Below are 16,670 nucleotides of genomic sequence, written 5' to 3'. Positions count from 1 at the left end.
TTTTAATGTTTTTTTAATTTACTTGCAAGATTTTTATAAAAGCTGAAAGCAGTATCAAAACTAGGAAGATTGAATTTTCAGTATATAACCTAGCCATATGTTTTTTAGATAAATTAGATTCATCTTAATTTCGTATATACCATTACATACAAATGATTTATTTTTATCATAAATATAATTTTTTCTTTAATACTTTTGTTAGCATTAAATATTCCATTTTTATTAAGAATTGTTTGTCATATCTGGGATTCTATAAAAATAGTAGAGAACTATAATCAATACCGTGATATTTTATATTCTTTATAGAATAAAGGGGTAATAATTATGAGATTTCAACAATTAAAGCATGATCCAAATACTATCGAGAAAAAACGCCTCGTTAAATCAAAGAAAAATTGGGTTGTCCTTAGTAGCCTTTCAATCGCAGGGGGATTGTTCCTACTAAGTGCACCAAGTGTTTTGGTCAAGGCCGATACTACCGATGACCAAGTACAAACAACTTTGACTGCTAAGGTCCCTTCGACGGAAACTCAATCAGCCACAGATAAACTTGCCGCAGTTGCCAGCACTACTACTGACAACACAGCCAAGGAAACAACATTAGACCAGACTACTGACACAGCCAAATCAACTAGTACTCCGGTAAGTTCAACCACTGATACAAAAAAATCGGGAGCTGTTGAAACACAAACAGTTACTCCTGAAGCAAGTACAACTTCAACTGATGGTACACAGGCAGATACTACAAAAGCCGACACTACACAAACTGGTACTACTGAAACTGCTAATTCTAAATTAGCCGTAACTGATCAAAAAGATTCAGCAACTCCAGTTGCTGAATCCACTACAGTTTCTAAATTACCTGATTCCGGAGACAATTGGACTATTGATACCGAAGGTAATCTAAGTATTAACGGTGGTACCATTGCCGAAAGTACTGGCAAACCAGATACTACTCTTTGGGGTGGACATGCTAGTGACGTCACAACAATCGACTTCACAGCACCTACCACCGCTCCAAAAGATGCTTCTTACATATTCTCTAATATGAACAATTTAACTACTATTAAAAACCTTTCTAATTTGAATACTTCAGAGACTACAAACGCTGAAGGATTGTTTAAAAATGATTCTAAGCTAACTGACGTTGATTGGTCTGGTAACGACTTAAGTTCCATGACAAATATTAGTCATATGTACGAAAATGACACCAATTTACAATCTACTGAATATTCTTCCGTATCAGACAAAAATGTTAAAAACGTATCCGATGCTAGCTATACCTATGCTAATTGTACTAACCTAACCACACCAAATATTGGTGCCTGGCAAGGAAGTAGTATGAGACATACAGACGGAATGTTTAAAAATGATAGTAAACTTCAAACCCTAGATCTATCAAAAGTAATATTCACTCAATATATAAATACTGGAGACTCATCCAAGGGAGAAGGTATGTTTGATGGAACTAATCTTTCTAGTATTATTCTCTATAATAACGATTACTTCAGTAAAGAAACTGCCCTCACTTCCTCAAGTGGTAATATTTGGGAGAATTCTGATAATTCATTTTCGTTTAACGGTATTCCTACTTTTGATGCCAATAATAATGCAACCGGTGGAATTGGTAGCCTCTTCGACGGGACTCAAAAAGTTCACTATCCTAGTTCATTAATATATAAGACTACTTTTACAGCAAGCGGTGTAGCATCAAAGGGAACTACTGTAAAAAACTTAGTTACTATTCACACTAACCTCGGTGATAAACAATTTATTGCTGAAGGTATTGTTGGCGAAACTAGTTCCGTTGACATTCCAAGTACCTTTGAAGTCGACGGTCAAACATATACAACAACCACTAAAACAGTTAACGCTACATTTGGGCAAACCACAGCAACGACTAATGCCGATGAGATAATTAACTATTATGGGGCACCGATTGCCGGAAGCACAATATCTGTAGCTACTTCTTTGGGGGATAAAGATGTTAACGTACCTGCCGGTAACGTCGGCAATACTTCTAATGATGTCGCTCTTCCAAATGTCGAAGGTTATAACACTCCTAAAATCAAAGTTTCCTATACATCTACTGGTGCTGTTATTACCGATGAAGATGGTAATAACATAACCTCTAATAATCCAATTCAGTATACTGGGAAACCTGTCGATAAATCTCAAATATCAGTGGCTACTTCTCAAGGTACCCAAACTGTAGATGTTCCTGCTGGTATTATTGGCACTACATCAGACAATGTTAAATTAACCGACGTTAATGGCTACAACACTCCTAAAATCAAAATTTCTTACACTCCTAGTGGTATTGTCATTACTGATATTGATGGCAAAAAAATTACTCCTGATAATCCCATTCAATATACTGGGAAACCTGTCGACAAATCTCAAGTATCAGTAGCTACTTCTCAAGGTACCCAAACTATAGATATTCCTGCTGGTATTATTGGCACTATATCAGACAACGTTAAATTAACCGACGTTGATGGGTACAATACTCCTAAAATCAAAGTTTCTTACACTCCTAGTGGTATTGTCATTACTGATGCTGATGGTAAAGAAATCAATTCTAACAACCCTATTCAATACACCGGAAAATCTGTCAACAGATCTCAAGTGTCAGTAGCTACTTCTCAAGGTACCCAAACTGTAGATGTTCCTGCTGGCATTATTGGCACTACGTCAGACAATGTCAAATTAACCGACGTTGATGGGTACAACACTCCTAAAATCAAAGCTTCTTACACTCCTAGCGGTGTTGTCATTACTGATACTGATGGCAAAAAAATCACTCCTGATAATCCTATTCAATATATTGGAAAACCAGTTAATGAATCTAAGGTATCTGTGGCTACTTCTCAAGGTATCCAAACTGTAGACGTTCCTGCTGGTACTATTGGTACTACTTCTGATAAGGTCAAATTAACCGACGTCAATGGCTACAACACTCCTAAAATCAAGGTTTCTTACACTCCTAGCGGTGTTGTCATTACTGATATTGATGGTAAAGAAATCAATTCTAACAATCCTATTCAATACATTGGAAAACCAGTTAATGAATCTAAAGTATCAGTGGCTACTTCTCAAGGTACCCAAACTATAGATATTCCTGCTGGTACTATTGGTACTACTTCTAATCCTATTGATTTACCAACCGTTGATGGGTACACTGCTCCTCAAGTCAAAGTTAACTACACTCCTCAGGGAAATGTTGTTACTGATTTAGATGGCAACCCTATTACCGCCAAAAATCCTATTAAATATTTTGGTAATCACGTTGATTCATCTACATTCTCAGTTACAACACCTGATGGAAGTAAATCTGTAGACATCCCTGCTGGTACCATTGGTACTACTTCTAATCCTATTGATTTACCAACCGTTGATGGGTACACTGCTCCTCAAGTCAAAGTTAACTACACTCCTCAAGGAAATGTTGTTACCGATTTAGATGGCAACCCTATTAACAGCAATAATCCTATCAAATATGTTGGTACTCCAAATCCTGCCCAAAAGGTTACTGTTACTAATCTTGATGGTAGTACCACTACTTTGAATATTCCTGCAGGACACTACGGAGATCCAGAAACTAAAGTAAGTGCCACTGAACAAGCAGGATATCAAACTCCTAGCGTTACTGTTGATTACGGTAAAGATGGTACTCCAATTCTGAAGGATCAAAACGGTAATGTTATTACAGATTCAAGCAAACCATTGACTTATACTGGTAACCCTGTTGCGTCTTCCCAAACTTCAGTAATTACTTCAAAAGGTAGTCAAGATATTACTATCCCTGCTGGTACTGTTGGTACCACACAACTTGTTGATTTGAATCCTATCGATGGTTACAAGACACCTCAAGTCAAAGTTACTTATAAAACGGATGGAACAGCTTCTATTACTGATGTGAATGGCAATTCTATAACTAACGAAAATCCTATCAAATACGTCGGTACTCCTAATCCCGCTCAAAAAGTTAACATTACTAATCCTGATGGCAGCACTACTACCTTGAATATTCCTGCCGGAAACTTTGGCGATAAAGACATTACCGTAGCTGCTCCTAAAGAAGATGGTTACACCTCCCCTAGTGTCACTATTACTTATGGTAAAAACGGTACCCCTGTTTTGAAAGATGGTAATGGTAAAGTTATCACTGATACTAACCAACCTCTTGAATATACTGGTAATCACGTTGATTCATCCACATTCCCAGTTACAACACCAGAGGGTGAAAAATCCGTAACTATACCTGCCGGTACTGTTGGTACTACTTCTGATCCAATCACTTTACCAACTGTTAATGGTTACACAGATCCACAAGTTAAGGTTAACTACACTCCTCAGGGAAACGTCGTTACTGATTTAAATGGCAATCCTATTACTAGTGAAAATCCTATCAAATACGTCGGTACTCCAAACCCCGCCCAAAAAGTTAACGTTACTAACCCTGATGGCAGCACTACTACTTTGGATATTCCTGCAGGAAACTTTGGTGATAAAGATGTTACTGTAACTGCTCCTAACAAAGATGGTTACCAAGCTCCTAGTGTTATTGTTACTTACGGACCAAATGGTACTCCTACTTTGAAAGACTCTAAGGGTAAAGATATACCTTCTACAGGAATTTCTTATAATGGTGATCCAGTTCCTGAGAGTAAAGTTAACATCAATACTTCGAAAGGAAGTCAAGAAATAACAGTACCTGCTGGCACTGTTGGTACTACTTCCAATAAAATTTCATTAAATCCTATTAATGGATACGAAACGCCAGAAGTTGAAGTAACTTATACTTCAAAAGGTATTGTTGTTAAACAGAATGATAAGGAAATTTCCAAAGATAATCCGGTTCAATATCTCGGTGTTGAAAATCCTGCTCAACAATTAAATGTTAAGAATCCCGATGGTTCTGTTTCTACAGTAACTGTTCCTGCCGGTCGTTTTGGGGATGCGCAAAGAACTATTAATGTTCCTGAAAAATCTGGTTATAAAGCTCCTAACTTAGCTGTCAAATATAATGCCGACGGCAAATCAACTATTATTGACATTAATAATGACAATAAATCAGTTGACCTTTCAACTCCTATCATTTATACCCCAATCAATTCTGGTAATGTTAACCAAGAAACGGATGTCGAAGACATCAAAGCAACACTAGCAACCTTTGCTGACAAACCTGCTGTTGATATTTACAATTTCGATAACATTCAAATGTCAATTGCTGCTAACCGTAAACTAGGTACTGATACTGGTTGGTTAACTGATCAAAAACTTAGCTTCCATGGTGAAACTTATTACCGTGTCGCTACTGACGAATGGGTCAAAGCCAGTCAAGTTTATCTATACAAGGCCGATCTTTTGAACCTCAAAGCTCATACAGATTCTGACAAAGAACTAATCAGAGCCGAAGGTAATTCACTTAACCATAACTTGGATAAAGGTACACAGTTTACTAGTGATCGTATTGCTTATATCAATGGTCAAGAATATTATCGTGTCAGTGCTAATGAATTTATTAAAGTTAGTGATGCTGATGTCATCAATGGTAATCCTGATAGTTCCGCTGTTAAGTTAGTTGTTGCTACTTATAGTGATCAACCAGCGGTTCAACTATATTCATTCAACGGGAATCAGCCAAACGTGATTTCTAATCAAAGGCTTGCACCTAAAACTGATTGGCTCGTTGATCAAAAGACTACCGTCGATGGTGAAATCTACTATCGTGTTGCTACTGACAAATGGGTTAAAGCTAGTCAAGTTTATGTATTTGAATACGCTAAAACCGTGGCTACTGTAACTGGAGATGCTGCTAAACCACTTTATACTGCTGAAGGCAATCTTTCCAACCGTAAATTAGCTACTAATACAAGTTGGAAAGCTGATCGTACTATTCAATTAAACGGTCAAACCTTCTATCGTCTCGCAACTAACGAATTTATTAATGCTAAAGATATTTCAATCAATTAAATGAACGGACACAAAAAGTTCCACAAATTCTAAGAGAATTTGTGGAACTTTTTTATTTTATATTATAAGAATGAACGTAAAATTTCTTTCATTGGTGGTAATTCTGGCAAGCTCTTCTTATCAACAACGTGACCAAAGCCAAATTTAGCGTAGCCTTGGGCTTCATCCATCATAATTTTACCAGGAAGTGGAGCCTCATCATTAACTGCTACATCCAAAAGAACTGGTTTTTCAGGATTACGATACTTAGCAATTGCTTCAGAGAACTGTTCATCAGTTGTAATTCTTTCACCAATACCACCACAGGCTTCGGCAAATTTAGCAAAATCAATATTTGGCAAACTGATACCGTAATTCTGTTGTCCAGCTGACTGTTGTTCATATTCGATAAAGGCTAGTAGTTTGTTATTCAAGACCACAAATAACATTGGCAAATTATATCTCACTGCTGTTGCGAAGTCCTGCATTACCATTGAGAAAGCACCATCACCGGCGATCGCATAAACTGGTCGATCAGGCATATCCATTTTGGCAGCAATTGCACCTGGCAAAGCACAGCCCATAGTTCCTAACCAAGCGGAAATAGTATACATTTGACTAGATTTAGCGGTTAAGAATCTAGCACCAAAAGCCGTCGAAGTACCGACATCAATTGACCACACAGTATCTCGAGGGGCACTCTTACTGAGATTGTGGAACATCAATGATGGTAAGACCCCATCATGTTTCTTAGAATATACGTCATGCATCCAACTATGCCACTGACCAATCTTTGATACAGCTAAATCTAAGAAGTGACGTTCTTTGACTGGTTCACCCAATTCATTCCAACGACTTAAGACCTCTTTGGTATCACCTTGAATAGCCAAATTGACGTGACGACGTTTTCCTAAACGATCAGCATTAATATCGACTTGAATGGCATCGACTTTCTTATTCAAATATGGGGCATAAGGATAGTCCGTACCTAACATAATTACCAAATCGGCCTTTTGCATCATTTCAAAAGCTGGTTTAGTCCCCAATTTACCTAACTGTCCTAAATTATAAGGATGATCATCATCTACCATCCCTTTGGCGGGCATTGTCAAAATAATTGGCAATTTATATTTTTCAATAAATTCTTTTGTTTCAGCTTTAGCATCCTTAATTCCGACACCGGCTAAAACAATCGGATTAGAGTGAATTTTCATCAATTCCACAGCCTGCTTGATCTGGTCGTCGTTAACCTTGTAGTCATCTAACTTGAAGTTATCAACGTTAGGAGTGAAATTATCTTTGATCATGTGGGACGGAATATCATCTGGAATTGTCAAAACAGCAACACCCTTTTTAGCAATAGCTGTTCTAATGGCTTCATCCATGATTCTTGGTAGTGATTGTGGATCCATGATAATTTTGTTATAAACAGCAACATCTTCAAACAAGACGTGCGTATCGACTTCTTGGAAAAAATCAGTATTCAATAGTTTCGATTGGACTTGTCCTAAAATTGCTAGAACAGGCGCATGATCCATTTTAGCGTCATACAGACCATTTAATAGATGAATTGCTCCTGGTCCACCGATTGACAAACACACCCCTAACTTACCAGTCAATTTAGCATGAGCTGCGGCTGACAAAGCGGCTACTTCCTCATGTAAAACATGTGTAAATTTAATCTTATCTTGTGAACGATACAAAGCATCAATTGTCGTATCAACAGAATCACCAGGTATTCCGTAAATATTATCGACACCCCATTTTTCTAAAACTTCAACCATTTTATCAGATGCACGAACACTCATAATTGTCCCTCCTAGTATCAGTTACTTATACCGTACCATAAAGGTTTCACAATAAAAGTAATATGCTCACGTCCTGATGTATCAATTTATTTATATTTTGATAACTCAGTTTGTGAATATACTTTCTATGAGTAATTCTATTTTTTTCATTTTCTGTTATCATATATTTAGACATTTTTAGGGGGAATCACAATATGGTTAAGCAGTTCCAGCTTTATCGCTGGTTGCGTTTCATTTTTTTATTGGTAGCCGGCATTCTAATTGTCATTGCACCAATCAAAAGTTTTGATATCATCATCTACATCGTTTCTACTTACATTGCCATCTATGGCGTTCTGTCAATTATCGATGGTTTAAGTATTCGCAAGAGCACTGGGGAAAACAATATTGCTATCGGATTAGGAGTCGGCGCTTTATTCTTGGCCTTAGGGGTTTTGCTATTTGCACGCTTCTTTGTTAATCTAGTGCCACCAGTTTTAGGCATCATTTTATTAGTTAACGGAATCAATCAATTTCGAGACTCTCATGAGATGACAAAAAGGGTTCGGATAACACCCTACTTGGACTATTTTTATTCAGCCCTTCTAATGCTTGCAGGTATTGTGTTTATTCTGAACCCTTCTAAAACTATTATTTTCATCTATCAATTATTCGGATTAAGCTTAGTCATTCTGGCCTTCTTCGAAATTATAAATTCCAGAATCTATCGTCATTAAGTTAGATCTGGATTTTTTTTAACGTAATGGTACTCAAACTATTGGTAATAGCACTATTGTCGTAATGAATCGTAGCTTGCCATGTTTGGATATTACTACCATTTCTAATTGAGATTGCTTCTACTTGAATTTTACCAATTTTCAATGAATTGAGGTTATGAAGCGACACACTCAAAATGGCGGCTGTATCATTGTTTTCCATATTTAAATTGGCCCCAATACTTGCAGCTGTTTCCGACAGCATAGCATTGATACTACCAGCTTTTTTTTCTTCCATTTGTAGATGCTCGTCGTTAATATCCATCTGCAAAACTACTTTATGTTTTCCTTCTTCGACTACTTCAATTCCTAAATCATTTAGCAAACTCATTTTTTACCTCAATTTTTTTCATAATTAGTTAAAATTTTATTCTTCAAATGTTTTACAATCAAGTTATAGCAATTTTAATAATATCAAATTACTAAAGGAAAAGAGGTCACATTTTGGAAAATTGGTTAGTCAAACGTGCAAAATTAGATCCAGATAAGGTGGCTTTAATCCTAGAACATGCGGATTTCACCTTTAAAGAACTAAATGTGTGTGTTCAGCTATTTGCTAGCAAATTATTTACCAGCGGAATTCGTAAAAATGATCCCGTAGCATTATTTTCCGATAATTGTTTCAACGGTTACGTTGCCATTCTAGCACTTCAGCAATTAGGTGCACGGACAATCATACTTGATACCGAGCTTTCCTTTGATTCATTGAACTATCAAATCCACGATTGCAAGCCCAAAACTATCTTGATCAGCGACTCCGCTTCTACAAAAGAGATCATCAAAATTGACTGGTCACAGACCTTAATATCTGATGTTTTGAGTCTTAACAAGAGTGCTGACTATACGCCGGTTTCCGAATTCGACAATAATCAGGTTGCTGCTATTCTCTATACCCCTAATGATAACAATGATATCGGTGTTATGCTGACTTATGGCAACTTTTTCTTCTCTGCTATGGGAACTTCTTTGAATTTAGGCATTAGTAAACAAGATATTTGGGTTTTAACAATGCCACTTTTCAACGCTCTCGGTTTCTCGGTCATCATGCGTTCACTAATTTATGGTATTGGTGTTTACTTAATTGATGGCTTCGATATTAATCAAATAAACAAGGTTCTTATCAATGAACGAGCCACAATAATTTCACTCACACCACCAATGTTGCGCGACTTATTAAATACTCTACCTAAGGGCAAAAGTTACAATCCTAAATTCCGTTGTGTTTTCTTAGGTTACGGTTCAGTCGATAATTGGACTATCTTACGTTGTAATATGCTCGATATCCCCGTCTTACAATCATACGGTATGACCGATACTACTTCTAACATTGCTGCTTTAAACTTCAATGATGCTGAAGCCAAAGCTGGATCCTGTGGTCAACCATTCTTCACGGAACAAATAAGAATTACCGATATCAATCAAGATAATATTGGCTGTATTGAGGTTAAGTCACCTACCATCGCTATTGGTTATTTGAACAAACGTCAATTGTACCAATCACGATTTACTAAAGACGGTTTCTTCAAAACTGGTGACATGGGCTATTTAGACGAAGACAACTTTCTATACCTCAAAGGTCGTAAGTCTGAATTGATCTACCGTGGTAACAAAATTATTTATCCTCGTGAAATTGAAAATATTTACCGCAGTATTAACGGTATTGTCGATATCTGTATCGCTGGTATTGACAACAATTTAGAAAAACAAGTCCCAGTGGCCTACATTGAATTAAAGCAAAATGCTTACCTTAGTGGTGCCACTCTTGAAGAATTTGGCCGGCACAATTTGATAGATTATCAGGTTCCCACTGAATTCCGTTTAGTTGAGAAAATCCCTAAAACTACTAGCGGCAAAATTTTACATACTAAATTATTTGAAATGAAATATAAAATTCTATAGAAATTAAGAATCCTGTTAAGGCTAGTTACATATAAGTCCAACAGGATTTTTTTAATTATGATTAGTGCAGACTTCGTCTCTAACAATCAGAAAACATTTCGTATTGCATTCAAAAAAACAAGAGAGTAAGATATATAATCGTTAGACATCTAACAATTATTTTAAAGAGGTTGCTTATGATATCGAAAAATACCAATACATTATTAAAGATTGCATCCACCCAACTAACTCGCCGCTTTGATGCCTTCGCTAAAAAGTACGATACCACTTGGGTTCAGATGTCGATCATTGATTTTTTAAGTCATCATGAAGATCATGAATTATTCCAACGTGATATTGAACAAGAATTCTATATTCAACGTTCAACTGCTACTATCACTTTGCAAAGAATGGAAAAAAAAGGTCTAATTCTTCGCACACCGTCAACTTTAGATGCTCGTCAAAAATCAGTCTACTTAACTGACAATGCACGTGCACTTGAAGAAAAAATCAGTATATATATGTTGCATCAACAACAAGCAATAGAAGAAAACTTTACTACTGAGGAACTAACTATTGTTGAAAAGTTTCTCAAATTCCAAGCTTTTCAGGAGGAGAAATAATGGACAAACAGGAAAAAATACCATTAAAAGTTCTACTGGCAGTTATTGCAGCAGGACTAATGTCATTTTGTGGGGTCATTGTTGAAACCTCAATGAATATTGCCTTTCCCACTTTAATGAAAGAATTCAATATCACTACTTCAACTGTTCAATGGATGACTACAATCTATTTATTAGCCGTTGCTATCGTTGTTCCTTTATCATCTTTTTTTAAACGTAATTTTAAAACTAAAACCTTATTTATTTACGCAAATCTCTTTTTCATCCTTGGAGTTCTAATTGATGCTATAGCTCCTATTTTTCCCGCACTTCTTTTAGGACGAATTATCCAAGGCTTAGGAACCGGAATTGCTCTACCTTTGATGTTCAATATTATTTTGGAAAATGTTCCTGAAAGCAAGATTGGTTTGATGATGGGACTAGGAACATTGATTACGGCCGTGGCTCCTGCAGTTGGACCCACTTTTGGCGGTTTAGTCGTCAGTTCCCTTGGTTGGCGTTATATTTTTGTCATCCTACTACCTATCTTGATCATTTCTTTCTTCCTAGGAATCAAGAATATCAATCAAAAGAGTCCCTTACAAAAATCAAAATTTGATCTATTAAGCTTAATTGCTCTAATTTTAACTTTCTCTGGTCTTATCTTTGGTTTCAGTAACATGAGTCAAATGAATATAACTGTTGTTCTATCTTTTGCAGTCGGAATTATTGGTTTGATATGTCTCATTCTCCGTTCCAACAGCTTAGCTGAACCACTACTAAACTTAGGTGTCCTCAAGAATCATATTTTCAGTGGTCATCTATTCAGTTTCTTCCTATTTCAAATTTTATCCTTGGGCTTTGCCTTTATTTTGCCTAATTATATTCAATTAGTTAATGGAAATAACGCCACGATTGCTGGTCTGGCTGTTCTTCCTGCTGGTGTCGTTGGTGCTATTCTAGCTCCTTTAGGCGGAAAAATTTTGGATGAAGTTGGTGCCAGAATTCCTATTCTATCCGGTGTAACCTTAGCCAACATTTCACTGATCATCTTCACGATTTTCAGTCTAAAATTGAGTAACACAATGATTATTTGGTTCTACATTATCTATATGTTAGGTATGGGCATGTCCTTTGGTAACATTATGACTGATGGTCTTAAATACCTTTCAAATAACGACCAAGCCGATGGTAATGCTTTATTCAATACTCTTCAACAATTTGCTGGAGCCACTGGTACCTCAGTCGTATCTGCCATTATTGCTCAAAGCCAAAACAACTCCCACTTGAGTACTGCTACATCAACTGCCATTGGTACCCAACATGCTTTTATTGTTTTAGTAATCTTAGGACTGATCAACTTTTTCATTTTGTTTATATTTGTTCCTAAAATTAATCATTCTAAATAATACTCAAAGAAGTTAGCAATCTTATCCATTAATCTTGGTTCCACCAAATGTCCTGCTCTGTAACCAGTGATAAAAGCTACTTGTTCGCCATAAGTTTTTCCTTGCAAATTATCAAAGAAGTCTTTTGACATGCGATAAGGAATCCGTGGATCCTTAGTCCCATGCCAAAATAAAACAGGACGACGATTAATTTTTTCAGGTTGACTGTTGAGATCGTAATTATCGATCCAAGCTACCAATTTATCAAAATCAGCCGGCATATATAAATTACGTTTTTTTGCATCATCAATAACCAATTGAGCGTAACCTATTAGATCAGGTGTCCCCATAATTATTGTTGCGGCGGTGATCTCTGGATGCTGAGTCAATAGAGCAGCAGTCGTGATACCCCCCATTGAGTAACCACCAACACCGATTTTTTGATCCTTGATTAATTTATTTTTTTGATAAAACTGACAAATAAGAGAGAATTCACCAATATTGCCTTGGATACTGTTCCAGAAAGTCACTGAAGGCACTGAAGAAACATCCGCATGACGTTCCCCATGATTAGGCGCATCAGGTAAAACAACTCGAATATTCTTCTGTGCTAATTTTCTGGCCTGTGTTAAAACTTGTTCTTTAGCTGAACGCCAACCATGATAAAAAACCACTAATGGTAAAGGTTCATTAATTAGTTCTTCTTGTATAACTTCTAACGTTGGCACATCTTGGATTGATCTAGGGATTATCTTTAACATTTTTGCACCTCATGATCATAATATTATCTCATCAGACACAAAAAAAGTAGGAATATAAAATATTCCTACAGTATGTTATATATATGGTAAATTGCGATTTTTAATTTTAAACAATAATTCTTCTACATCACGATTGTGACGATGACCCGTGTTGATATCATATTCAATCAAATCACGTCGAAAGTTATTTAACTCGTCTTCTAAACTGTCATTATATTCTAGTAGCTCCAAGTGCTTGAATACTAGATTTATTAGTGATCCTTCACAACCCAAGTTAAAAGATCCAACGGACTCCTCTACTGATCGAATAAAGTTATCACGTTCAACACTAGAAATGCGTACTTCTTTCAAAGTCATACCACCCTTCTCTATAAAATATCCTCAATATGCAATAATCTCTCTTTATCACTGTCCATTATGTATCAGAATGGCAGCAATATGCTTCCATTTTTATATAAAATACTTATACTTTTCTGAACAACTTATATAATATCAGTATTCTACACGTACTTAGATTATGACATTCAATGTATCCCCTGTCATTGATGTCATCAAATACAACAAAATAGTGTATTTAATTTATGATTCTTTTTAAAATCTTGTTTTTTTGCTCAAATTATTTTCCTGAATTGTAGAAATAAAATTATATCAGACTTATAATTAATTTGGTTATATAGGCGAGATGTATTAACCTAACAATGTTTCATTGTTATCCTTTTAGAGTAGTACTCCTTCTCAACTGCTTAGGAATCAGGGTTAGTGGTAGGCTCTGGTTTAAATTTCTCGCAAAATAAAGGCTAGTGGTAGGCCTTTATTTTTTTTGCTCTAAAACGCATGAACATTGGATAATACCAATTCTCGAAAATAAAGTTTACAAATATAGACTTACTATTTTATATTTAAAACTAAAGTGGCAAAATTGCAAGCCTACATTTGTAAATTACGTTTTTCTTATTATTTTTAGGGTTAAATATGCCGTCCTCCGCAGAAACTGAAAATGCTGGTGGAACGCTGTGGGCCGACTTGGAGCTAAAAATTTCACACTTTATGTGGAATTTTGGATCTTCAAGATCGACCTACTTGTAAACGGCACAGCCGTTAACAAGGACTTCACAGCTGACCGCATTTTCAATTTTTGCTCCAGACTAGTAAACTATTCTATTTACTATCGCTCTTCTAAACTTTTGAAATAAAGATAATTTCTATTTTATTACTATTTTACTTTCTAACTTTTAATAAAGTAGATACTGCTTTTAATCTAAAAAAAACTAACAGATAACTTTAATTTACCTCAATGTAAACAATAAAAAATAAGAACAACTTCTATTGAGAATCATTCAAGTATATAACGTCTTGAATACTTAATAAAAGCTGTTCTTTTGATTTAGAATTCCAAACTACTGCAGTTTCACTGGCCAATATTAGACTCAGGGAACCAGTCGGTAGTAAAAAATCTGCGAGCCCTCAGTGGTGAAGTTATACTTAGCTTGCGTAGCAAGGTTAGTATAAGACCGAACTTGGAGATCCATGATTTCGCACAAAGTGCGGAATTATTAGCTCCAAGTCGTGTCCACCACGTTCCAGCGGCTCACAGATTTTTTGCGGACGACGGCATATTTTAACTACATTAGTTGGCATTCAGTTACGACTTGATTTGAGCAAAAGCCGCGCCCATAGCGTTCCAATGCATTCCCGATTTTTGTGGAGGGCGGCAATTTAAGCACATCCCACCTCAAAATACTATTTAGTTTTTATTATATTCAGGATCATCTAAATCCCGTTCAATATCTACACCATATAACTTATTAACAGCTGAATCTTTAGGAGCTGGATGAACAACTACTATTGCAATGGCCCCTTTGCTACTTACATAACCGACAAAAGTGGTTACTTCTTCTACATAATAAGCTAAACCATCTGTATGAATAATGTATTGTCCAGCCACGGGCATACTTTCAATGTAAACTTTATTCATTCTAATATAGTCGTCGCCTTCGTGAAGCACGATTAATACTTTATACAATTTAAATACACCCTTTTCTTATTTCACTTCTTGCCTTAGCATAATAATATTAGTGTTAAATAGTCAACAATCTTAATCAATTATTTTTAGAGGATGGAAAAATGCAAAATAAGCGCCAGATTTATGGTGACCGAATCGTAGTCAAAGTTGGTACTAGCACTCTGATTCGTCAAAATAGCAAAATTAACTTAGAAGTTATTAAAGAACTAGCTCATGTACTTAGCACTTTAAAAAAGGATGGTAAAGATGTCGTTCTTGTTTCATCTGGGGCTATTGGTGTCGGTATGGGGGTACTGGGAATTGACAAGCGTCCGATCAAAATTTCCAAGCAACAAGCTGTTGCTGCTGTCGGACAAGCAGAATTGATGCAGATTTACAATGAAGCTTTTCATGAATATGGAATGTCAGTCGCCCAAATGTTGATCACTCGTGATATAATCGATTATCCCGAAAGTCATACTAACGTGATGAATAGTTTCCAAGAATTGATGTCAATGGACAACGCTATTCCTATCGTTAACGAAAATGATACTGTGACTGTCTCCGAATTGGATCATCACACTAAATTTGGTGATAACGATCAATTGTCGGCTATTGTAACTAATTTAGTCGATGCCGATTTGTTGATCATGTTATCAGATATTGATGGTTTTTATTCAGCTAATCCACTCAAGGTCCCTGATGCCCATCTAATCGACAGTATCAATAAGATCAATCCTGATATCATTGCCGCTGCTGGTGGTCACGGAACTAAATACGGAACTGGTGGTATGACGACTAAACTAAAAGCTGCAGAACTGATTTTGAAACATAACCAACAGATGGTCCTTACAAATGGTAAAAATCCTGATGTTATTTTCAATATTCTTTCCGGCGATGCAGTTGGGACCCTCTTCTCCAAAAACATTCAATGATCCCATAGGAGGAAAATATGAATAACGAATATCCAATTGCCAAAGCTATCGTTACTTTGATTACTAGCTATAAGAATCTCGTTACTAAAAAGATTCGTCCCCTAGGACTCTACCCTGGTCAAGATATGATCTTACTGGAATTATTCAAAAACAATAATATTTCGCAAAATAAATTAGTCACCACTTTATGTGTTGATCACTCAACTATTGCCAAATCAATCAGTCGCATGACTAAAACTGGTTTAGTAACGACTTCCAAATCTAAAAAAGACAAACGTATAACACTTGTCAGTTTGACTGATAGTGGCGTTCAAATGGCTCAAAAGCTTCATGCCATTCTATTAGAAGCTGAAAAGACTACTACTAAGGGTTTGAGTACTGAAGAACAACGTCTCTTTTTAGAAATGATTGGTAAAATCAGTCAAAATATCAGTAATAGCTAAATATGTTGACAGCCACATAAAATGGAGTAGAATACTAATTACGTTGACAGCAACACAACGCAAATAAATTAAAATTACTTAGACAAGAAAATAGTGGACATCGGTCCACTATTTTTTTGCTATAACCACTTTTTTCAATA

The 16,670-nt window shown here is 36.1% G+C and carries 12 protein-coding genes; 7 read left to right on the top strand and 5 right to left on the bottom strand.

What is annotated here, in order from left to right; all coding sequences use genetic code 11:
• Nucleotides 1-324 precede the first annotated feature (324 nt).
• On the top strand, nucleotides 325-5,979 hold the full coding sequence (locus FC97_RS09500; RefSeq protein ID WP_056968151.1) for a beta strand repeat-containing protein: 5,655 nt from the start codon (nucleotides 325-327) through the stop codon (nucleotides 5,977-5,979).
• 62 nt (nucleotides 5,980-6,041) lie between these two features.
• Here the strand turns inward: FC97_RS09500 and FC97_RS09495 are convergent, their stop codons facing one another.
• Nucleotides 6,042-7,766: a pyruvate oxidase gene (locus tag FC97_RS09495; protein ID WP_056968149.1), complete on the bottom strand. Its 1,725-nt coding sequence runs from the start codon at nucleotides 7,764-7,766 to the stop codon at nucleotides 6,042-6,044.
• Between the two features lie 194 nt (nucleotides 7,767-7,960).
• On the opposite strand from FC97_RS09495, the gene FC97_RS09490 reads away from it, so the two are divergent.
• Nucleotides 7,961-8,482, top strand: a complete 522-nt coding sequence (locus tag FC97_RS09490) for a DUF308 domain-containing protein (RefSeq protein ID WP_054643559.1) — start codon at nucleotides 7,961-7,963, stop codon at nucleotides 8,480-8,482.
• Between the two features lies 1 nt (nucleotide 8,483).
• On the opposite strand, the gene FC97_RS09485 is transcribed toward FC97_RS09490, so the two are convergent.
• A complete protein-coding gene (locus tag FC97_RS09485; RefSeq protein WP_054643558.1) occupies nucleotides 8,484-8,852 on the bottom strand; it encodes a PaaI family thioesterase in 369 nt (122 codons plus the stop codon).
• A 113-nt stretch (nucleotides 8,853-8,965) separates the two neighbouring features.
• Here FC97_RS09485 and FC97_RS09480 point away from each other — a divergent pair, with 113 nt between their 5' ends.
• The 3 genes from FC97_RS09480 (at nucleotide 8,966) to FC97_RS09470 (ending at nucleotide 12,410) form a co-directional block, all read left to right on the top strand.
• Complete coding sequence (locus FC97_RS09480) at nucleotides 8,966-10,420, top strand: AMP-binding protein (protein ID WP_054643557.1); 1,455 nt, start codon at nucleotides 8,966-8,968, stop codon at nucleotides 10,418-10,420.
• Nucleotides 10,421-10,596: 176 nt separating this feature from the next.
• On the top strand, nucleotides 10,597-11,022 hold the full coding sequence (locus FC97_RS09475; protein ID WP_087882324.1) for a MarR family winged helix-turn-helix transcriptional regulator: 426 nt from the start codon (nucleotides 10,597-10,599) through the stop codon (nucleotides 11,020-11,022).
• On the top strand, nucleotides 11,019-12,410 hold the full coding sequence (locus FC97_RS09470) for an MDR family MFS transporter (protein ID WP_056968147.1): 1,392 nt from the start codon (nucleotides 11,019-11,021) through the stop codon (nucleotides 12,408-12,410). The genes FC97_RS09475 and FC97_RS09470 overlap by 4 nt, the downstream gene beginning before the upstream one ends.
• Here FC97_RS09470 and FC97_RS09465 read toward each other — a convergent pair.
• The 3 genes from FC97_RS09465 to FC97_RS09455 all read right to left on the bottom strand — a co-directional run bounded on the left by FC97_RS09465 (nucleotide 12,398) and on the right by FC97_RS09455 (nucleotide 15,173).
• Nucleotides 12,398-13,150, bottom strand: a complete 753-nt coding sequence (locus FC97_RS09465) for an alpha/beta fold hydrolase (protein ID WP_056968144.1) — start codon at nucleotides 13,148-13,150, stop codon at nucleotides 12,398-12,400. The two genes, FC97_RS09470 and FC97_RS09465, sit on opposite strands and share 13 nt — an antisense overlap.
• Before the next feature lie 75 nt (nucleotides 13,151-13,225).
• The gene (locus FC97_RS09460; protein WP_143442713.1) at nucleotides 13,226-13,501 is read right to left on the bottom strand and encodes a hypothetical protein; all 276 of its coding nucleotides are present in this window, start codon (nucleotides 13,499-13,501) and stop codon (nucleotides 13,226-13,228) included.
• A gap of 1,393 nt (nucleotides 13,502-14,894) precedes the next feature.
• A complete protein-coding gene (locus FC97_RS09455; protein ID WP_054643555.1) occupies nucleotides 14,895-15,173 on the bottom strand; it encodes a hypothetical protein in 279 nt (92 codons plus the stop codon).
• 101 nt (nucleotides 15,174-15,274) lie between these two features.
• On the opposite strand from FC97_RS09455, the gene proB reads away from it, so the two are divergent.
• A complete protein-coding gene (gene proB / locus FC97_RS09450) occupies nucleotides 15,275-16,087 on the top strand; it encodes a glutamate 5-kinase (protein ID WP_056953352.1) in 813 nt (270 codons plus the stop codon).
• Between the two features lie 17 nt (nucleotides 16,088-16,104).
• Nucleotides 16,105-16,530, top strand: a complete 426-nt coding sequence (locus FC97_RS09445; RefSeq protein ID WP_054643554.1) for a MarR family winged helix-turn-helix transcriptional regulator — start codon at nucleotides 16,105-16,107, stop codon at nucleotides 16,528-16,530.
• The last annotated feature ends 140 nt before the right edge of the window (nucleotides 16,531-16,670 follow it).

Source organism: Companilactobacillus kimchii DSM 13961 = JCM 10707, from assembly GCF_001435445.1.
Classification (GTDB): domain Bacteria; phylum Bacillota; class Bacilli; order Lactobacillales; family Lactobacillaceae; genus Companilactobacillus; species Companilactobacillus kimchii.
This window is presented reverse-complemented; position numbering and strand designations above follow the sequence as displayed.